A 20,328-nucleotide genomic window follows, 5' to 3' on the forward strand; every position below is an offset into this window, starting at 1 on the left:
GGCGCCCTTAACGTTGATTGAGAATGTGTTTTTCGTATTGGCGAACTTCGCTGAGCCAGCCGGCATCGGCGGGTACCTCGTGGCGCAGGCAGTACATCTCCCAAACCGCCTGCCACGGCAGTGATTTCTGCTCTTCCAGCATCGCCAGCCGCGCGGTGTAGTCGCCGTCATTTTCCAGACGACGCAGCAATTCCACCGGTTCCAACAACGCGCGCAAAAGTGCCTTACGGGCATTGCGCGTGCCGATTACCCAGGCAGCAATGCGGTTGATCGAAGCATCAAAGAAATCGAGGCCAATATGCACCTTGTCAAACAGGCCGTGGCGCACAATTTCGTGGGCGATGGCCTGGGTTTCATCATCCAGCAGTACCACATGGTCGCTGTCCCAGCGCACCGGACGGCTGACGTGCAGCAACAGACGCGGCACGAACAGCATGGCGGTGGAAATTTTGTCAGAAATCACCTCGGTCGGATGGAAATGTCCGGCATCCAGCGTCAGCGCTACCTGGCGGCTGGTGGCATAGCCCAGATAGAACTCGTTGGAGCCGACGGTGTAGCTCTCTGCGCCAATGCCAAACAGTTTGCTTTCCACCGCGTCGATATGGTGGCGGGGATCCAGCGGTTGGCCGATCACCTCATCCAGCGCGCTCAACAGACGTTGCCGCGGCGCCATACGATCGACGGTGAGGTCTTTCATGCCATCCGGCACCCAGATATTCATCACCGACGGCGTGCCAAGCTGTTCGCCGAAATAGGCCGAAACCCGGCGACTGGCCTGACAATGTTCGATCCAAAAGCGCCGAATCGCCGGATCGGCATGGGCCAGGGTGAAGCCGTCGCGGCTCAAAGGGTGTGAAAAACAGCTCGGGTTAAAATCCAGCCCCAGTCCCTGCGCCTTGGCCCATTCCACCCAATGGCTGAAGTGCGCCGGTTCAATGGCATTACGCTCCACCGGCACCTCGCTTTCCAGATAGATCGCATGCAGGTTCACCCGTTTTGGCCCCGGGATCAGCGACATGGCCCGCTGCAGATCGGCGCGCAACTGGTTGGCATTGGTTGCCCGGCCCGGATAATTGCCGGTGGCCTGAATGCCGCCGGTCAGCGCTCCCTGTGGATTTTCAAAGCCGCGTACGTCATCGCCCTGCCAGCAGTGCATTGAGATCGGAATACCATCCAATTGCGCCAGCGCCTGCTCGACGTCGATGCCGAGATCCTCAAAACGTATTTTGGCGAACTCATACGCCTGTTCAATAAGTCGGGTCATAAGCAAAGCTCCTTGGTCGTGGGAATAAGCATCTGGAACCGCTGCCAGTTGGCCGTAAAGGCCTCGAACGGCTGCGGTGAAAAAGTCTGTTGCGGGAAGTTGTCTGCCACCAATTGCCGGAAAGCGGTGACATCCGCCAGCTCACCCAGCGCGATCAGTTGGCTGCCGATGTTGCCCAGCGTCGAGGCTTCGACGGGCCCGGCCGACAGCGGGATACCGCAGGCGTCGGCACAAAGCTGGTTGAGCAACGGGTTCTGGCTACCCCCACCGACGATATGCAGATGGCTGAAGGGATGCCCGCGCAAGGCCTGCAATTCGCCCAGCACCTGGCGGTAAAGCAGCGCCAGGCTATCGAAAATACAGCGCGCCAGCGCCGGGGGCGTTTGCGGTGGCAGCATTCCCTGCTCAACACTGGCCTGGCGGATCTCTTGCACCATTGATGTCGGGTTGATAAAACGCGGATGGTTGGGGTTGATTAGCGATCGACAGCCCGGCTGCGCCGCCGCCTGTTCGACCAGTTGGCACAGGTCGGTGATATTCAGTTCCTCGCACACCCGCTGCAGCAGCCACAGGCCCATGATGTTTTTCAATACCCGATACCGCCCTTCCGCGCCGCCCTCGTTGGTGATGTTGGCCGCCAGCGCCGCCGCGCCGGTGTAAGGGTGCTGACTCTCAAAGCCCATCAACGACCAGGTCCCGGAGCTGAGGTAGGCGGCGTGTTTACCCCGTAGCGGCGTTGCCAGCACGGCGCTGGCGGTGTCATGGGTGGCCACCGCAATGACCGGCACTAGCGCCCCATTGGCCATCCGCCAATGGCCGAGGGTGTTGCCCGGCGGCGTCGGACGACCGAACCAGGCCGCTTTGGCACCGGCCCAGGCCAGCAAAGCCGGATCCCAGTCTCCACTGTGAATATTCAGCAATTGGCTGGTGGTGGCATTGGTGTATTCCCAGTTCAATTGCCCGGTAAGCCGATAGTGCAGGTAGTCCGGGAGCAACAAGGCATGGGCGACGCTTGCCAGCAATTCAGGGTGGCGCTGGCTGAAGGCACGCAGTTGGTAAAGGGTATTAAAAGGCAAGAACTGGATGCCGGTACGCTGATACAGCCATTGCGCCCCCATCTCGTGCTGCGCCTGTTGCATCAGCCCGTGAGTGCGAGCGTCGCGGTAGGCAACCGGTAGCCCGACGCGCCGCCCTTCGTTATCGAGCAGCAGATAATCCACGCCCCAGGTATCGATACCTATGCTGTCCGGCGTGACGCCCTGTAGGTCCAACTGTTGCAACCCCTGACGTATGGCGTACTCCAGCCCGTCGATATCCCAGCAGTCATGGCCGTCGATCGACACCAGATGATTACTGAAGCGGGTGATTTCCTGCAGGCTGATTGTCCGGTCGTCGGATTGATAGCGCCCTAACATTACACGGCCGCTGGAGGCACCAAGATCGATGGAGACAATGTTGCGAATGGTCATGGGGTGGCTTCCTGATGAATCGATGGCATCAGTCTAAAACCCCAGATAAACGGCACCTTATCACCACTGCCAGCCCACCGTGCGGGCTGGCAATACGGCAAAGATTTACGCGATACAGCTCACGTTTTGTTTTTTTACCGCCTGTGACGCTGCGCGCACTTTGGCATTTTTCCGCGCCTTTCTTGATAAATGAACGCGGCATGACCGCTTTTTACGTTGCAAATTAAAGGCGACCACCCGACGCCTCCTTTAGTATCTGTTAAAGATTGGTTAACGGAGATCGAAAGATGGCTATCCTGCACGGCAGTGATTTTTTCGCTTCAAGCCCCTACCCGGTCGCTATCGAACCCCGGGAGCCGCAGCCGAGCTTTCCTGAGCATCATCATGATTTTCATGAAATTGTGATTGTGGAACAGGGCGCCGGTACCCACGTGCTGAACGGCCGGCCACAAAGGCTCTGCAGCGGCTGCGTATGTTTTATCCGCGATTGCGATCGGCATCTTTACGAACAAACCGAAAATCTCCATCTGACCAACGTACTGTACCGCGGCCCCAACGCCTTCCGCTTTCTTGCCAGGCTGGAGCAACTGCTGCCGCAAGCGGGCAATGAACAATCGCAGCCGCACTGGCGCATCAACAACAAGCTGCTGGCACAGGTACAAGTCATTATTCAGCGGCTCGAACAAACCCCTGCAACATTCAGCCTGGAACATTTGGCACAGCAGGAGTTGCTGTTTATGCAATTGCTGGTGCTGCTACGACAGGGCTGTATCGCTGCCTCTATTGACGATCAGGAAGGCCGTCTGCGGCGGCTATTGGACTGGCTGGCGGAAAACTACGGTGATGAGATCAAATGGGATGAGTTGGCCGACCGTTTTTCCCTGCCCTTGCGCACCCTGCATCGCCAGATGAAAAAACAGACCGGCAACACGCCGCAGCGTTACCTCAACCGGCTGCGGTTGTTGCAGGCACGGCAAATGCTGCGGCAGGATGAAACGCGCATCACCGATATCGCCTACCAATGCGGATTTGGTGACAGCAATCACTTTTCCACGCTTTTCAAACGCGAGTTCGGCTATTCCCCCCGTACTCTACGGCAGAACGATTTCTTAACCTGAGGTGCCATGGTGAAAAGCCCACTGCTGTTGATCAAAGAGGATTATTTGCCGTCGGCACTGATGCCGGTGGCGGTGGCCGATCGTGCGCCCCAATCGTCATTTCCGCCGCACATTCACGAGTTCAGTGAAATCGTGATTGTCTGGCGCGGTAACGGCATGCATGTCCTGAACGATCAGCCCTGGCGGGTGACCTGCGGGGATATGTTTTATATCCGCGCCCCTGACTGCCACAGTTATGAGTCGGTCAACGACCTGGTGCTGGACAATATACTCTACTGCCCGGAACGTTTCCGACTGGCGATCGGCTGGGCGGAACTGCTGCCACCAGACAACGCCCAGCACCAGTCACACTGGCGTCTGACCACCAGGGGAATGGCACTGGCACGCAGCGTGATCCAGCAGTTGGCGCTCGAAAGCCGTAAAACCGACCTGCTGTCGATCCAACTCACCGAGGCGCTGTTTCTACAACTGGTGCTAATTCTGCGTCGCCATCGTTATGCCGTCGGCCGGGACGACCAACTGCCGGAAGGTGAACAGCTGGACTTGCTGATGGCGGCCGTTCAGGGCGACAAGGGTGCACGTTTTGAGCTGGAAGCGTTCTGCCGGCACCATCAACTGGCAGAACGCAGCCTGAAACAGCTGTTCCGCCAGCAGACCGGCATGACCATCAGCCATTACCTGCGGCAGTTGCAACTCTGCCGGGCCAAGTCTCTGCTGCGCGGCAGTGATGAACTGATCGGCGAAGTGGCCGCCCGCTGCGGCTTTGAAGACAGCAACTATTTTTCAGTGGTGTTCACTCGTGAAACCGGCATCACCCCCAGCGCCTGGCGCCAGCGCTTTAAACGCGCCGAGCTCCCCGCCGCCGGGGTAAAACGCTGATCACCCCGCCATGCCCAGGCCGACAACATTAGCGGCCAGAATGATCGTCAAACAGCCGATGCACAATACGAAGACCGGGCGACGGCCGGCATTTTTCCACTCTCTGAGCAACAGCCCGACCAGACCGCCGCACAGCACATAGAAGCTCATGTGCAGCATCCAACTGATAAAGTCATACTGCGCGGGAATGTTGGCGTGGCCCCAGGCATAGAAGAAGAATTGCAGATACCACATGGTGCCGCCGAGTAACGAAAACAGCATGTTGGCCACCAGCAGCGATTTGGCCTGCGAGAAATCGGCCCTGACTGACAGATCCTTCCTGACCGCCAGACGAATAAAACAGTAGGTCAGGTTAACCCATGCCCCGCCCCCCATGATCACCACGTAGCTCGGCAGCGCGACATACAGCGGATCGATCCCCAAATCCGCTGCGGCCTGGTGCATAGGTTTGGCGGCGTCCATGGCAAACGACATACCGGCGGAGAAGATGCCGCACATCACCGCCAACAGTAGTCCTTTACGCAGGTTGAACTCTTCAGCGCGAATGCCCATCGCCCGCTCTTTCAGCACTCCGGCCCACGAAACTATCACCACACCGAGCAAGGCAATTGCCACCCCAAGTAGCGTCAACTTCCCCCCAGCGGAACTGAACAACGCCACAAAGCGCCCCTGCAATAGCGGGGTCATCAGGGTGCCCACCACCAGCGTGATGCCAATGGCGATACCAATCCCCATCGACATGCCCAGATAGCGCATGGTCAGGCCGTAGTTGACGTTACCAATGCCCCACATGGCGCCAAACAGGAACACCGGTAGCAGGGTCGACAGGCTGAACGAACTGTAATAGCGCCAGAAATCCGGCAGCAGCATATAGCTCACCGCCCAGGGCAGGATCAACCACGACATCAGGCCACCGATCGACCACATGGTTTCCCATGACCAGCGACGCACTTTTTTGAATGGGGCATAAAAACAGGCGGCGCTGGCGGCGCCCACCAGATGCCACAGGATTCCCAACATGACAGCATTATTCATTGTTTTTGATTCCTTCGTTGCTTGTGATGAGGACAAAAAACAGGCGTGAAGGAGTCTATGAATATTGTCCGGCGCGCAACCTTAGCCTGACTGCCAGTTCTGACGGAAGCTGGCAAAATACCAGAGGTATCGCTGACCGGGATCACAAATTCATCGCAAGGCTGCACGGGTGGCAGACAGCGGCCTGAGGAGCATGCTCTGGCTGCCATTCTGACGACGAGGCTGGCAGTGAGACAAAGGTTTTTAACACAGGAAGGTCATTACCATCACAAGGCATTAATAATAATCCTGTGGAGCCCTGCCATGACCCCGAACCAAAAACGGATGTATATAAACGGTGAATTTATTGCCCACAACACTGGGCGCTGGATTGATGTCATCAACCCGGCCACCGAGCAAGCAATCATGCAAATTCCGCAAGGCGGTGCGGAGGATGCCAGGCTGGCCATTGACGCTGCCGAAGCCGCACAGCCTGCCTGGGAGGCGCTACCTGCGATTGAACGCGGCCGGTGGCTACATCGACTGGCCGAAGGCATACGCCGCAGGGAGCCGGAACTGACGAAATTAATTGTCACCGAAGGCGGTAAAACACCTGAATTGGCCAAAGTGGAAGTGTTGTTTACTGCCGACTACCTCGACTATATGGCCGAGTGGGCGCGCCGCTATGAGGGTGAAATTATCCAGAGCGACCGGCCTAATGAAAACATCTTCCTGTTCAAAAAAGCCATCGGCGTGGTGGTGGGTATCCTGCCGTGGAACTTCCCGTTCTTCCTGATTGCGCGCAAGGCCGCCCCGGCATTGGTGACCGGCAATACCATCGTGATCAAACCCAGCGAGCTGACGCCGGGCAATGCGCTGCTGTTTGCCGAAATCGCAGATGAGATTGGCCTGCCGCCGGGCGTGTTTAACCTGGTGACCGGCTACGGGCCGGAGCTGGGTCAGGCGCTGGCGGCCAACCCGAAGGTGGGCATGGTCAGCCTGACCGGCAGCGTCGGGGCCGGTATCGCCACGCTGCACGCTGCGGCAGACAACGTCACCAGGGTGTCGCTGGAGTTGGGTGGCAAGGCCCCGGCAATTGTGATGGCCGATGCCGATCTCGACCTGGCGGTCACAGCCATCGTCCGCTCACGCATCATCAACAGTGGGCAGGTGTGTAACTGCACCGAACGCGTTTACGTACAGCGAGAGATTTATCCGCAGTTTATTGCCAGGTTGACCGAGGCTTTCCGTCAGGTCACCTTTGGCAACCCTGAGCAACAAGCCGGGCTGGATATGGGGCCGTTGATCAGCGCCGAGGCGGTTCAACGGGTGGAAGATAAAGTGGCGCGGGCGGTAAGCCAGGGTGCAACGCTGGTGATCGGCGGCCAGCGCGAGGCCCGCAGCGGGTACTTTTTCCCGCCCACCCTGCTCTGCGACGTGCAGCAAGAGATGGAGATCATGCACCAGGAAATTTTCGGCCCGGTGCTGCCGGTCTGCTGCTTCGACAGCTTTGAACAGGCGATCGCTATGGCTAACGACAGCGAATATGGCCTCACTTCGTCTATTTTCACCCGTGACCTCAACGTGGCGATGATGGCCATCAAACAATTAAAGTTTGGCGAAACCTACGTCAACCGTGAAAGCTTTGAAGCGATGCAAGGGTTCCATGCCGGTTGGCGCAAGTCCGGTATTGGCGGCGCCGATGGCCGCCACGGATTGGAGGAATATCTGCAAACGCAGGTCGCCTATCTGCAATTCCGGTGAGTCATGTTTGTTACAAGGCCCCGTATCGGGGCCTTAGCGAAACTCCACCCAGCTGGCACCGGCATCGGCGGACCGCACGCAGTTTTCGACCCAACGCACCCCCATCGTCCCGGCATTAACGTCTGGGTACCAAAAATCGGCCAGAAAAGCCCGATCCTGCCGATCGGTCGCGTCCATCGCCAGGGCAAAGCGTCGGTACAGATTCGACCAGGCTTCAAATAATCCTTCAGGATGACCACCACCAATCCGATCGTCCGCCAGTGCGATAGGATCCAGATAGGACATACCACGCTCCAGAATGCGAACCGGTTCGCCCTGCACTTCAAATCGCAGCTGGTTTGGCTGCTCGTCCCACCACTCCAGGCTGGCCTTCTCACCGACAATTCGGACCTTCTGCCCGTGCATCGAACCACTGTTGACCGCAGAGCACCACAGGGAGCCAACGGCACCATTGTCATACTCCATCAGCACATAGGCATTGTCTTCCAGCGGGGCCCGGGTTTTGACAAAGCTCTGGCGACTGCACATCAGGCGCTTGACCTTTAGCTGCGGCACCATGGTTTCCGCCAGGAACAAAGGATGGGTAGCCAAATCGCCCAATACGTAGCTGGGGCCGACAAAACGGGGATCCACCCGCCAGCGGGTGCTGGGGTTCTCCAGCTCCACCGCCGCCGCATGGAACCCGTGCGCGAACTGCATATTGATAATGCGGATCTCACCCAGCAGGCCGGCGGCAATCATCTGCCGGGCCTGAAGGATCAATTGGTGTCCGGCGTAGCCATAGGTAACCCCGATAATTTTATGCTGTTTTTGGCTCAGTTCGACCAGCGCTTGCGCTTCTTCAGCGGTGAAACACAGCGGTTTTTCGCACACTACGTGCAAACCGGCTGCCAGCGCCGCCTGGCAGATGGCAAAGTGGGTATTATTGGGGGTAGCAATGGAAACCGCCTCAATGCCATCCGCTCTGGCAGCCTCATCGCGAAATAGCGTGGCGTAATCCGGATAACAGCGCTCCGCAGCGACCCCCAGGCCCTGTCCAAAAAGACGCCCGCGCTGGGCATCAATATCAAACGCCCCGGCGACCAGGGAGAAAGTGCCATCGCGCAGAGCCGCAGAACGATGAATATAACCAATCTGACTGGTTCCGCCGCCGCCAACCATCCCCCAGCGCAGGGAGCGGCCCAAAGGTTTAATGCCGTTGATCATCACGTTTCTCCTGATTAAAAACCGAGGGTGCGTAAATAGTTGAGGCTTTCCGTTACATCACTCAGGCTGGCCTGCGCATGACGTGGGTCGCGCTCCTGCTCAATGGTGATCCACCCCTGATAACCACGCGTCATTAATAATTCTCGCACCGCCGGGTAATCGATCGCCCCCTTGCCCAAGGGACACATCACCCCCTGTTCGCAGGCGCTGAAGAAATCCAGCCCATTTGCCAGCACCTGCTGGAATACCTGCGGGTTGACGTCCTTGAAATGCAGGTAATCGATGCGCGCAAAATAGCGCTCAATCCAGGTGGCCGGATCCATGCCCGAGTAATACAAATGACCGGTGTCCAGACACAGCCCGGCGGTTTGGTGTGGAATTTGCTCGACCAGTCGCTCAATTTCATCGGCGAATTCGATACAGCCACCGGCATGCGGATGTACCACCGGCCGCACGCCATATTCCTGCCAGGCAATGTTGCCAAGAGTCATGATATGGCCGATCATCCGCTGCCAGTCCGCCTGGGTAAGTCGCGGTGCCAGCGAAGACTGCCCGGCGAATTTGGCCCGCTGCGGATTACCGAAATCAATAATCACCAGATATGGCGGTGAGAAATTACCGGCGTTGATAGGCTGCGCCTTGGGAGCCTGCGACAGATTGCGGCAAATGTTGTGCGTCAGCTCAAGGAGATTGCTGAAGTTCTGTTCGCTGACCAGATCGTCGAAAATAGTGCCGGCCACCAGCGACAGTCCGTGCCGCTGTAATTCGGCGCTTAAGATAGCGGCATCGGTGGGCAGGTAGCCCCAGGGCCCCAGCTCGATGCTGCGATAGCCAGCAGTGCGCGCCTCATGCAGCACGTTGGTGTAAGGCGGAAGATGCGGGTTTTTAGGGTCATCCACACCCCAACTGCAAGGCGCATTGGCAATCGGCAAATTCATCATTTTTATTCCTGGTCGACGTCGATGTGGCGTCAGTATTAAATAAACGTTTCGAAATCGACAATGATGAAACTTTCATTTTTTGATGGTGATCGCGTTAATTTTGATAGTACAAATGATGGTTTTTTATCAAAACCAGGCGGGCCGGTGCCGCTGGGAGATTGGGATGTTTGTAATGGAAAACGGCTCCTCTAGAGGGAGCCGACTGTCAGAGGTTTTCTTTGGTGATCAGATCAAAGCGGTTAATGGTGTGACTAAAACCGGGAGATGCGCCGGCAGTGGCGGCGACAAAAGTGCTGATGACCGACGCCGCAAACTCGGTGATACGATGCCGTAGCATCAGATCCAGCGTGCCGTCGATCAACGCCATTTCCCCTCCTGCTACCGGACCATGGCAAATCAGCATCACCTGATGCTGCCTGCCGCTTTCCCGCAGCGCAGCGATAATCCCTTCTACACCCCCGCAGGGCGCGTACAGAGCCACCAAATTGGGATGCTGCTCCAGCAAGGTTTGAGTGACTTGCCTGGCGCTTTCGGCCTGTTCATGACTGCGTACCGGCTCAAGCACCCGCTGACCGCTCAGGTGCTCACGCAGGTAAGATCGGAAGCTGATTTCGCAGGTTTCCTGACACAGAAAACGGTTATCGCCGATAATTACCCCAACATCGCCCTGCCGATGGCATAAGCGCTCCACCGCCCAGCCGGCGGTACGACCCGCCTGCTGGTTATCCCAGCCGATATAACCAGCGCGACTGTGTACCGATAAATCCGACAGCAACGTAAACACCTTTACCCCCTGCCGGGTAGCCTCTTCCACCGCAAAACGGATCATCGGGTTATCCAGCCCCAGCACGCCGATCACATCCACACGTTGGCTTAGCTGCGCGATGGCGGCAGCAGTGTCGCTGACCGCGCTGATATCATGAAACATGAACTGTGGCGGATGCTCAGCGTCGTAATAGGGTGCGGCCTGTTCCAGCAGGCTATCCGCCAGTTGAGCGTAAAACGAGTGTTCCTTGCGCAGCAGGATAAAACCCATTTTAATTCGTGCGGTTGGCTGGCGCACCGCCTCAAACAGTTGATGCGATTTTTCTAGTGCGAAGCCTAATTTATGCGCCGCCGCAATTACCCTGCGTGCCGTTTCCGGCCGTACCGTCGCACGTTGGTTTATTACCCGATCAACCGTAGCGATGCCAACATGTGCCTCTCTGGCAATGGCAGCCAGGGTGGTTTTCTTGCCTGCCATAATCGTCTCCCTCATGATTTTGATAAAAACTATCATGTAGCGGACGCCGAAAGGAATCAGGCTGCCGTTTTTTTGTGTGATCGGGCGCGTTAATGCGTAATACGACAGGCAGGGTTTAGCGGTAAACCGAGAATTTTTTTGTCAGTCGCTTAAGGGGGGATAAATAACGAATAGGCCTCAGCAATAAAGCTCGAAATGTGCGGTTGCGTTGGCAAGTAGAGCAATAATTGAACTATCGATGATTTCGGCATAGCGCATAGTCTGATTTTTATCTTCCAGGAGAAAACCATGACTGCGACCAAGCTCGACGCCGTGGATTCAGTCCCTGCCCCCACAACGCAGTGGCTGGCGGTCGCCAATGTAGTGTTCGCTGGCATTGCCGTTGCGCTGCACGTGGGCAAAGCGACCATTGCCCTACCTGAACTGCAGCGCGAGTTTGGCCGCTCGCTGGAGTCGCTAAGCTGGATTATTTCCGCCTTTCCGTTTATCGGCGTGTTCGGGGGCATCGCCGCCGGACAACTGGTGCGCCGCTGGGGCGACCGACGCTTGCTGGGGCTGGGCCTGGCGATCGTCAGCGTCGCCAGCTTCGCCGGGGCGACTCAGCACGACTTCACCGGCTTGATCATCACCCGCGTTATCGAAGGGATTGGCTTTGTCATTGTGGTAGTGGCCGCGCCGACCGTTCTGACCCGGCTGGTAGCGCCGCAGCAACGTAATCTGGTGTTCAGCATCTGGAGTACTTTCATGCCCGCAGGCATGGCCCTATCCCTGTTCTTCGGCCCGCACTTCGCCGGTTGGCAACAGAGTTGGATCGCCGGTGGCACTCTGACCCTGCTGGCAGCGCTGTTGCTGCCATTCACCACTCAGCGCAGTGTGATAACCTCCGCAACCGCGACAACACTCAGGCTGCGTCAGGCGCTGCTCCGTATCATTCGCGCCCGACAACCGCTGCTGTTGGCCCTGATATTTACCACCTATAACCTGCAATTCTTTGCCGTGATGGCCTTTCTGCCGATATTCCTGATGCAACGTATCGGGCTGACGCTGGTCGCCGCCGGTGGCGTCAGTGCGGCAGTCATTGCCGTCAATATTCTTGGTAACCTGTTTGCCGGAGTATTGCTTTCTCGCGGAGTGCGAGTCCGTGACCTGCTCGCTCTGGCCAGCTTGCTGATGGGGTTGGCCGGGACCGGGGTCTTCCTGTCAGCGACGCCGAACGCCATGCTGATCCCGCTGTGTCTACTGTTTAGCGCCATCGGAGGCATGCTGCCTGCCACCATTCTGGCTGCCACTCCGGCGGCCGCACCCGAGCCCACGTTGATCCCACTAAGTCTGGGTCTGGTAATGCAAGGCATTTATCTCGGTCAGGTGGTCGGCCCTATCGTCTTGAGCACGCTGGTGGCCTATGCCGGTTGGACCGCGCCCGCCGGTCTGGTGTTGACCGCCGCGGTGCTGGGAAGCATCTTGGCGTTAACGCTGACATCCGGGGCCAAGAATCCGCCAGGCGACGTATGACGCATTACACCCGGTATAAAATCAAATGACTCTGAGCCCGTTTTTCACTTCGCACATAAGCGTTATCGTGTCAGCCACGCAAATAATGGCTATATAGGTCAGCGATAAAACAGCCTCAATACCCCTCCCTGGTCTGTTATTAACCCCAGGTTCTTCCGAAAAGGGGGACGGGGTTATCAGGCTGGAGGATTTGGTTGCCATGAGCATGTATCTCCCACTCAAATCCCCCTGCTGAACAGATGATGACTAATAAGTTTTATTAATTGTTCATCTATAAAATCCGCTACCTGTTACGCGTTTGTGATGATAGGGTTTAATCTTCAAGAAGTGTCAATACCATTGAATACGGCATTGGCGAAGAAATCTATCATCAGAGGGACGGGTATGATGTCTAAGGATATTTCAAAGGGATTCTTTATTCTGATCCTTTTCATAGTTACCGCCGCTTTTCTGGACGTATTGGGTCCCTATTATTCGTCCGTCCTGTGGGCGATCATCCTGGCGGTGATTTTCCATCCGGTGAAACAAAAACTTAAACAGTATCTGGGGGAGAGAAACGGCCTGGTGTCGCTTTTGACGGTCGCAGTAATCTGTCTGATCGTATTTACGCCCCTGGCGATTATTGCGTCTTCATTGGCGATTGAGCTTAACGTCGTCTACACCAAATTACAGGGTAATAACGCCCAATTCCCGGTAGTTCTGGCTGATACCCTGCGGCTACTGCCTGGCTGGGCTCGCCATTTCCTTACCGAGCATAACCTCGACAACGCGGCAGAAATACAAAAGAAACTTTCACAGGTGGCGCTGCAAGGTGGGCAATATCTTGCCGGTAGCGTGTTCCTGATTGGTAAAGGCACCTTCAACTTTGCCGTTGGTTTTGGCGTAATGCTCTATCTGCTGTTCTTCCTGCTCAAAGACGGTCCTTATCTGGTTAACCTGTCGCTTGAAGCCTTACCCTTATCCGAGCACGTTAAACATCATCTGTTTGTAAAATTCGCTGCGGTTTCCCGCGCGACGGTGAAAGGCACGGTAGTGGTTGCAATAGTGCAAGGTGCACTCGGCGGCCTGGCGTTTTACATCACCGGTATCGAAGGCAGCCTGCTGTGGGCCGCATTGATGGCATTCCTGTCCATCATCCCTGCCGTAGGTTCCGCCATTATCTGGGTACCCGCCGCCATCTATTTCTTCGCTACGGGAATGCTGTGGAAAGGCCTGTTCCTGGTGGGCTTCTTCGTAGTGATCATCGGTTTGGTCGACAACATCCTTCGCCCGCTGCTGGTGGGTAAAGACACCAAGATGCCGGACTATCTGATCCTGATTTCAACCCTGGGCGGTATGGAAATTTACGGCATTAATGGTTTCGTCATCGGCCCGCTTATCGCCGCCCTGTTCATCGCCTGCTGGAATATTCTTTCCGGCCGCGACAGTGCCGAAACCACCGATGAGATTGATGAAGATTTTATCGAGGAAGGCAAAAATCACCCAGATGCCACCAAGGTGGATTGAAACATTGCCCCTGTCGGGTAGCGGTTAACTGGCAGTAAACAACGGGAGCCCTGTGGCTCCCGTTGTTGTTCAAATGCTTTTACACAATTACATGCTTTAACGATAGTTTTGTCATTCAGCCGCTTAGGGGCGAAATTCCAGTACGGAATTTTTAAAAGCACCGTAAACCGCTTGTGACGGCGGCTTAGGGAAACGGGTATTTGTGATTGCCTTTATAGCAGCCCGGCAAAGCGCAGGATCACCACTTTCAGAGCGGACATCCAAAAGCATCCCATCCGGGGCAAACTTCATTCTTAAAGCGCATGTCTTGCCGGCATAGGCGTTGGCATCATAAAAATGGCGCTGAATCGCAGCGCGTATCTGCCCGGCATAGTGGCTGACCTCATCCCCTGCTGCAGGAGTTGCTTTGCCATCAAGGGCAGCAAAAAGATCGTCGACCCCCTCCGAAGACGGCCCAGCGTTAGCCACAGCGTTCGTCTTGGTACAGCCTGTCAGCCATAGTGAGACGACAATAAGCATTAATGCCGGCAGGTTTTTTTTAAATCCTGAATGAACGCTATTCATGATTCCCTTCTTTTAGAATAGTCACTGGAAAGAACAATAAAAAACGGGAACCATCAGGCTCCCGTTATCATTTAACGCTAAAACACCATTACATGTGTTTAACGATAGCGTCGCCAAACTCTGAACATTTCAGCAGCTTAGCGCCTTCCATCAGGCGTTCGAAGTCATAGGTCACGGTCTTGGCAGCGATTGCGCCTTCCATGCCTTTAACAATCAGGTCAGCCGCTTCGAACCAGCCCATGTGACGCAGCATCATTTCTGCAGACAGGATGATGGAACCTGGGTTCACTTTATCCTGACCGGCATACTTAGGTGCAGTGCCGTGGGTCGCTTCGAACAGTGCGCAATCGGAACCGATGTTGGCACCCGGTGCGATACCGATACCGCCAACCTGTGCGGCCAGGGCGTCGGAGATGTAGTCACCGTTCAGGTTCATACAGGCGATCACGTCGTATTCAGCCGGACGCAGCAGGATTTGCTGCAGGAAGGCGTCGGCGATCACGTCTTTAACCACGATCTCTTTACCGGTGTTCGGGTTCTTGATTTTCAGCCATGGGCCGCCGTCGATCAGCTCACCGCCGAACTCTTCACGCGCCAGTTCGTAGCCCCAATCCTTGAAGGCACCTTCGGTGAACTTCATGATGTTGCCTTTGTGAACCAAGGTCACAGAGTCACGGTCGTTGGTGATTGCGTATTCGATCGCTGCACGAACCAGACGTTTGGTCCCTTCTTCAGAGCATGGCTTCACGCCGATACCGCATTGCTCTGGGAAGCGGATTTTCTTCACGCCCATTTCGTCGCGCAGGAATTTGATTACTTTGTCTGCTTCGGCAGAACCGGCTTTCCATTCGATACCCGCATAAATGTCTTCGGCGTTTTCGCGGAAGATCACCATGTCGGTCAGCTCTGGCTGTTTAACCGGGCTTGGAGTGCCCTGGTAGTAACGCACCGGACGCAGACATACGTACAGATCCAGTTGCTGGCGCAGGGCCACGTTCAGGGAGCGAATACCGCCACCGACTGGGGTAGTCAGCGGGCCTTTGATGGCAACGCGGTAGTCACGGATCAGATCCAGGGTTTCTTCCGGCAGCCACACGTCTTTCCCGTAAACGTGAGTGGATTTTTCGCCGGTGTAGATTTCCATCCAGGAGATTTTACGTTCGCCGTGGTAGGCTTTTTTTACTGCTGCATCAACCACGTGAATCATAGCAGGGGTAACGTCGACGCCAATGCCGTCGCCTTCGATAAACGGAATGATCGGGTTATTCGGAACAACCAGTTTACCCTGGGCATCGACCGTAATCTTTTTACCTTCTGCCGGAACAACTACTTTGCTTTCCATCAACCTCTCCTTCAAGCGCAATTTTTGTTAATGCTTTGTAAGATGCGTGTAGATACTACTGGAATTTTCTGTCCGCGCCAATCCGAAACGGATTCGGTTATAATGCGCCTATCATCCGTAATCTCAACTGTTATGAAAAAATTCCCTGTTAGAAATCACAAAGTTAAACGATTCAGCCCGCCAGCCTCCGCCAAACCCGCTGTCGCACAGGGGCCGCGTCGCGTGGTGTTATTCAATAAACCCTTCGATGTGCTGCCGCAATTTACCGATGAGGCCGGCCGCACTACCCTGAAAGAATTCATTCCGTTTCCTGATGTTTACGCCGCCGGGCGTCTGGACCGCGACAGCGAAGGATTATTGGTGTTAACCAATGACGGTAAGCTGCAGGCACAGCTCACGGAGCCGGGCAAACGCACCGGCAAAGTGTATTACGTGCAGGTAGAAGGCGCGCCGCAGGACAGCGATTTAGTCTCTTTACGCAACGGCGTCACGCTCAAGGATGGCCCGACCCTGCCGGCCGGCGTGGAGTTGGTCGCCGAACCGCAGTGGCTATGGCCGCGCAATCCGCCAATCCGCGAGCGCAAATCGATTCCCACAGCCTGGCTGAAAGTCACCCTGTATGAAGGACGAAACCGCCAGGTACGTCGCATGACTGCGCATATCGGCTTCCCTACCCTGCGACTGATTCGCTACAGTATGGGTAATATGTCATTGGGGGAACTGCAACCCGGTGAATGGAAATGCCTTGATTCGCTGTAATCCGCCCGTCAATCCGTCGCTGTAAGGGGCCACCATGTTTAAACCGCACGTTACCGTTGCCTGCGTGGTTCACGCCGCCGGCAAGTTTTTAATCGTCGAAGAGACCATTAACAGCAAGGCACTCTGGAACCAGCCGGCCGGCCACCTCGAGGCCGATGAAACGCTGGTACAAGCGGCCGAACGCGAGCTGTGGGAAGAAACCGGCATTCGCGCCACGCCGCAGTCGTTCCTCAAGCTGCACCAGTGGATCGCACCGGACAACACGCCGTTTCTGCGCTTTTGTTTTGTCATTGAGCTGGAGCAGCAATTGCCGACCGAGCCGCACGACAGTGATATCGACCGTTGTTTGTGGCTGAGCGCCGAAGAGATTTTACATGCGCCCAACCTGCGCTCCGCACTAGTCGCCGAAAGCATTCGTTGTTACCAGCAGCCGGAACGCTACCCGCTGTCGCTGGTCAGCAGCTATGACTGGCCGTTCTGAGATAAATAAGTGCCGTGCGCCGACGAGGGCAACGTGGTAAAATCCTGCGCTTGTTTTTTATCAGCACGGTTAGTGTTCAAGTTCGCGAGATCCCCATGTCAGACAACAGCCAGAAAAAAGTAATCGTCGGTATGTCCGGCGGCGTCGACTCTTCCGTTACTGCCTATCTGTTACAGCAACAGGGCTATCAGGTCGCTGGGCTGTTTATGAAGAACTGGGAAGAAGACGATGATGAAGAGTACTGCTCCGCAGCGACCGATCTGGCCGATGCACAAGCGGTATGCGACAAACTCGGCATCGAGCTGCACACGGTGAATTTCGCGGCAGAGTACTGGGACAACGTATTTGAACTGTTCCTGGAAGAGTACAAGGCCGGCCGCACGCCGAACCCGGACATCCTGTGCAATAAAGAAATCAAATTCAAAGCCTTCCTGGAATTCGCCGCAGAAGATCTGGGGGCAGATTTCATCGCCACCGGCCACTACGTGCGTCGCCAGGACGTGGACGGCAAAAGCCGTCTGCTGCGCGGTGTCGACGGCAACAAAGACCAGAGCTATTTCCTCTACACCCTGAGCCACGAGCAGGTTGCACAAAGCCTGTTCCCGGTCGGTGAACTGGAAAAACCAGAGGTACGCCGCATCGCTGAACAGCTCGAACTGGTCACCGCCAAGAAAAAAGACTCCACCGGCATCTGCTTTATCGGCGAGCGCAAATTCCGCGACTTCCTCGGCCGCTACCTGCCTGCACAGCCAGGCCCGATTGTCAGCGTCGACGGCCAGACCGTCGGTGAACATCAGGGCCTGATGTACCACACCCTGGGCCAGCGCAAAGGGCTGGGCATCGGCGGCATGAAGGACAGCAGCGAAGATCCATGGTACGTGGTGGACAAAGACGTCGCCAACAACGTGCTGGTGGTCGCGCAGGGGCATGAGCATCCGCGCCTGATGTCCGTCGGGCTGATCGCGCAGCAACTGCATTGGGTCGATCGCCTGCCGCTGAGCGGGCCATTCCGCTGTACGGTGAAAACCCGTTATCGCCAGCAGGATATTCCTTGCACCGTCACCCCGCTTGACGAACAACGCATTGAAGTGCGTTTCGACGAGCCGGTCGCCGCCGTCACCCCAGGTCAGTCAGCCGTGTTCTATCAGGATGAAATCTGCCTCGGCGGCGGCATTATCGAACAGCGTTTACAGGAGTAATCGTGGCGAAGAACTATTATGACATTACGCTGGCGATGGCCGGGATCAGCCAGACTGCGCGTCTGGTCCAGCAGTTGGCGCACGAAGGCCAATGCGATCGCGAGGCCTTTCATACCTCGCTAAGCAGCCTGCTGCAGATGGATCCTCCTTCCACGCTGGCGGTGTTCGGCGGTGAAGAACGTAATTTGAAAATGGGCCTTGAGACGCTGATGGGCGTGCTTAATGCCAACAATAAAGGCCTGGCCGCCGAGCTGACCCGTTACACCATCAGCCTGATGGTGCTGGAACGCAAACTCAACGCCAACAAACAGGCAATGAACCAGCTTGGCGAACGTCTCGGCCAGCTTGAACGTCAACTGGCGCATTTTGATCTGGAATCAGACACTATTATCAGCGCGCTGGCCGGCATTTATGTCGACGTCGTCAGCCCGCTCGGGCCGCGCATTCAGGTGACAGGTTCACCGGCTATTCTGCAGAATCCGCAGGTGCAGGCCAAGGTTCGCGCCGCACTGCTGGCGGGCATCCGTGCCGCCGTGCTGTGGCAACAGGTTGGCGGTAGCCGCCTGCAGTTAATGTTTTCCCGTAATCGTCTGTTCAAACAGGCGCAAAATATCGTTGCTCATTGTTAATAGATCCCAGGAGTTGCTACCGATGGAATTATCCTCACTGACCGCCGTTTCCCCCGTTGATGGACGCTACGGTGATAAAGTCAGCGCACTGCGCACCATTTTCAGCGAGTACGGTCTGCTGAAATTTCGTGTGCAGGTTGAAGTACGTTGGCTGCAAAAACTGGCCACCTGCGCAGAAATCAGGGAAGTTCCGGCTTTTGACGCCGACGCAAACGCTTTCCTCGATAAGATCGTCGCAGAGTTCAGTGAAGAAGACGCGCAACGCATCAAGACTATCGAACGCACTACCAACCACGACGTGAAAGCGGTTGAGTATTTCCTGAAGGAAAAAGTCGAAGCGGTCCCTGCCCTGCAGGCGGTGTCCGAATTTATCCACTTTGCCTGTACCTCCGAAGACATCAACAACCTGTCGCACGCGCTGATGCTGCAAACGGCACGTCAGGATGTGCTGCTGCCGTACTGGCGTAAAATCATCGATTCGATCAAGGGCCTGGCGCTGGAATACCGCGATATTCCGCTGCTGTCTCGTACCCATGGCCAGCCGGCAACCCCGTCTACCGTCGGTAAAGAATTCGCCAACGTCGCCTACCGGATGGAGCGTCAGTTCCGTCAGCTTGAGCGCGTGGAAATCATGGGCAAAATCAACGGTGCGGTCGGCAACTACAACGCCCACATCGTCGCTTACCCGGAAGTGGACTGGCATGTGTTCAGCGAAGAGTTTGTTACCTCGCTGGGCATTATCTGGAACCCATACACCACTCAGATCGAGCCGCACGACTATATCGCCGAGCTGTTTGACTGCGTAGCGCGTTTCAACACCATCCTGATCGACTTCGACCGTGATATCTGGGGTTACATCGCCCTGAATCACTTCAAGCAGAAAACCATCGCCGGTGAAATCGGTTCTTCTACCATGCCGCACAAGGTTAACCCGATCGACTTCGAAAACTCCGAAGGCAACCTGGGCCTGTCAAACGCGGTACTGGGCCACCTGGCCAGCAAACTGCCGGTGTCTCGCTGGCAGCGGGACCTGACCGATTCCACCGTGCTGCGTAACCTGGGCGTCGGCCTGGGTTATGCGTTGATCGCCTACCAGGCGACCATGAAAGGCATCAGCAAGCTGGAAGTGAACCAGGCACACCTGCTGGACGAACTGGATCACAACTGGGAAGTGTTGGCCGAGCCGATCCAAACCGTAATGCGCCGTTATGGCATCGAAAAGCCCTACGAGAAGCTGAAAGAGCTGACTCGCGGCAAACGTGTGGATGCTGCCGGTATGCAGACGTTTATCGATAGCCTGGCGCTGCCGGAAGAAGAGAAAATTCGTCTGAAAGCCATGACCCCGGCTAATTACATTGGCCGCGCTGCGACCATGGTCGATGAATTGAAGTAACAGTTTTGCTCCGGTAACAAAGAGGCGGCCATTTGGCCGCCTCTT

General features: G+C 56.2%; 18 protein-coding genes. 10 read left to right on the top strand and 8 right to left on the bottom strand.

Annotated features, from left to right (window positions below):
- Window positions 1-7: 7 nt before the first annotated feature.
- Entirely contained in the window at window positions 8-1,264 is a 1,257-nt protein-coding gene (locus OCH02_RS07825; protein WP_261430667.1) for an L-rhamnose isomerase, read from the bottom strand.
- Entirely contained in the window at window positions 1,261-2,733 is a 1,473-nt protein-coding gene (gene rhaB, locus OCH02_RS07830; protein WP_261430668.1) for a rhamnulokinase, read from the bottom strand. The genes OCH02_RS07825 and rhaB overlap by 4 nt, the downstream gene beginning before the upstream one ends.
- Window positions 2,734-3,020: 287 nt before the next feature.
- On the opposite strand from rhaB, the gene rhaS reads away from it, so the two are divergent.
- Window positions 3,021-3,851, top strand: a complete 831-nt coding sequence (rhaS, locus tag OCH02_RS07835) for an HTH-type transcriptional activator RhaS (RefSeq protein ID WP_261430669.1) — start codon at window positions 3,021-3,023, stop codon at window positions 3,849-3,851.
- Between the two features lie 6 nt (window positions 3,852-3,857).
- The gene (gene rhaR / locus OCH02_RS07840; protein WP_261430670.1) at window positions 3,858-4,730 is read left to right on the top strand and encodes an HTH-type transcriptional activator RhaR; all 873 of its coding nucleotides are present in this window, start codon (window positions 3,858-3,860) and stop codon (window positions 4,728-4,730) included.
- On the opposite strand, the gene rhaT is transcribed toward rhaR, so the two are convergent.
- Window positions 4,731-5,765, bottom strand: a complete 1,035-nt coding sequence (gene rhaT, locus OCH02_RS07845) for an L-rhamnose/proton symporter RhaT (RefSeq protein ID WP_261430671.1) — start codon at window positions 5,763-5,765, stop codon at window positions 4,731-4,733.
- Window positions 5,766-6,068: 303 nt separating this feature from the next.
- Between rhaT and aldA the strand changes: the two genes are divergently transcribed.
- Window positions 6,069-7,508, top strand: coding sequence for an aldehyde dehydrogenase (gene aldA / locus OCH02_RS07850; protein ID WP_261430672.1), 1,440 nt, complete (start codon window positions 6,069-6,071; stop codon window positions 7,506-7,508).
- Window positions 7,509-7,541: 33 nt separating this feature from the next.
- Here the strand turns inward: aldA and OCH02_RS07855 are convergent, their stop codons facing one another.
- From OCH02_RS07855 to OCH02_RS07865, 3 genes are all read right to left on the bottom strand, one after another.
- Window positions 7,542-8,714, bottom strand: coding sequence for a Gfo/Idh/MocA family protein (locus tag OCH02_RS07855; protein ID WP_261430673.1), 1,173 nt, complete (start codon window positions 8,712-8,714; stop codon window positions 7,542-7,544).
- A gap of 14 nt (window positions 8,715-8,728) precedes the next feature.
- The gene (locus OCH02_RS07860; protein WP_261430822.1) at window positions 8,729-9,652 is read right to left on the bottom strand and encodes a sugar phosphate isomerase/epimerase; all 924 of its coding nucleotides are present in this window, start codon (window positions 9,650-9,652) and stop codon (window positions 8,729-8,731) included.
- Between the two features lie 208 nt (window positions 9,653-9,860).
- Window positions 9,861-10,898, bottom strand: coding sequence for a LacI family DNA-binding transcriptional regulator (locus OCH02_RS07865; RefSeq protein ID WP_261430674.1), 1,038 nt, complete (start codon window positions 10,896-10,898; stop codon window positions 9,861-9,863).
- Window positions 10,899-11,186: 288 nt separating this feature from the next.
- On the opposite strand from OCH02_RS07865, the gene OCH02_RS07870 reads away from it, so the two are divergent.
- Window positions 11,187-12,410, top strand: a complete 1,224-nt coding sequence (locus OCH02_RS07870) for a CynX/NimT family MFS transporter (protein WP_261430675.1) — start codon at window positions 11,187-11,189, stop codon at window positions 12,408-12,410.
- 384 nt (window positions 12,411-12,794) lie between these two features.
- Window positions 12,795-13,916 carry an AI-2E family transporter gene (locus tag OCH02_RS07875; RefSeq protein ID WP_261430676.1) on the top strand — a complete coding sequence of 374 codons (1,122 nt, stop codon included), beginning with the start codon at window positions 12,795-12,797 and terminating at the stop codon, window positions 13,914-13,916.
- Window positions 13,917-14,039: 123 nt separating this feature from the next.
- On the opposite strand, the gene tolA is transcribed toward OCH02_RS07875, so the two are convergent.
- The gene (tolA, locus tag OCH02_RS07880; protein WP_261430677.1) at window positions 14,040-14,480 is read right to left on the bottom strand and encodes a cell envelope integrity protein TolA; all 441 of its coding nucleotides are present in this window, start codon (window positions 14,478-14,480) and stop codon (window positions 14,040-14,042) included.
- Between the two features lie 88 nt (window positions 14,481-14,568).
- Window positions 14,569-15,822 carry an NADP-dependent isocitrate dehydrogenase gene (gene icd / locus OCH02_RS07885; RefSeq protein WP_012006449.1) on the bottom strand — a complete coding sequence of 418 codons (1,254 nt, stop codon included), beginning with the start codon at window positions 15,820-15,822 and terminating at the stop codon, window positions 14,569-14,571.
- 132 nt (window positions 15,823-15,954) lie between these two features.
- On the opposite strand from icd, the gene rluE reads away from it, so the two are divergent.
- The 5 genes from rluE to purB all read left to right on the top strand — a co-directional run bounded on the left by rluE (window position 15,955) and on the right by purB (window position 20,283).
- Window positions 15,955-16,581, top strand: a complete 627-nt coding sequence (rluE, locus tag OCH02_RS07890) for a 23S rRNA pseudouridine(2457) synthase RluE (RefSeq protein WP_261430678.1) — start codon at window positions 15,955-15,957, stop codon at window positions 16,579-16,581.
- A 34-nt stretch (window positions 16,582-16,615) separates the two neighbouring features.
- Window positions 16,616-17,062, top strand: coding sequence for an NUDIX hydrolase (locus OCH02_RS07895; protein WP_017892508.1), 447 nt, complete (start codon window positions 16,616-16,618; stop codon window positions 17,060-17,062).
- A 95-nt stretch (window positions 17,063-17,157) separates the two neighbouring features.
- Window positions 17,158-18,261, top strand: coding sequence for a tRNA 2-thiouridine(34) synthase MnmA (mnmA, locus tag OCH02_RS07900; protein WP_017892507.1), 1,104 nt, complete (start codon window positions 17,158-17,160; stop codon window positions 18,259-18,261).
- 2 nt (window positions 18,262-18,263) lie between these two features.
- Window positions 18,264-18,890, top strand: coding sequence for a high frequency lysogenization protein HflD (hflD, locus tag OCH02_RS07905; RefSeq protein ID WP_012006445.1), 627 nt, complete (start codon window positions 18,264-18,266; stop codon window positions 18,888-18,890).
- Between the two features lie 22 nt (window positions 18,891-18,912).
- Window positions 18,913-20,283, top strand: coding sequence for an adenylosuccinate lyase (purB, locus tag OCH02_RS07910; RefSeq protein WP_261430679.1), 1,371 nt, complete (start codon window positions 18,913-18,915; stop codon window positions 20,281-20,283).
- Window positions 20,284-20,328 lie beyond the last annotated feature (45 nt).

Source organism: Serratia quinivorans (assembly GCF_946227985.1).
GTDB classification, from domain to species: domain Bacteria; phylum Pseudomonadota; class Gammaproteobacteria; order Enterobacterales; family Enterobacteriaceae; genus Serratia; species Serratia quinivorans_A.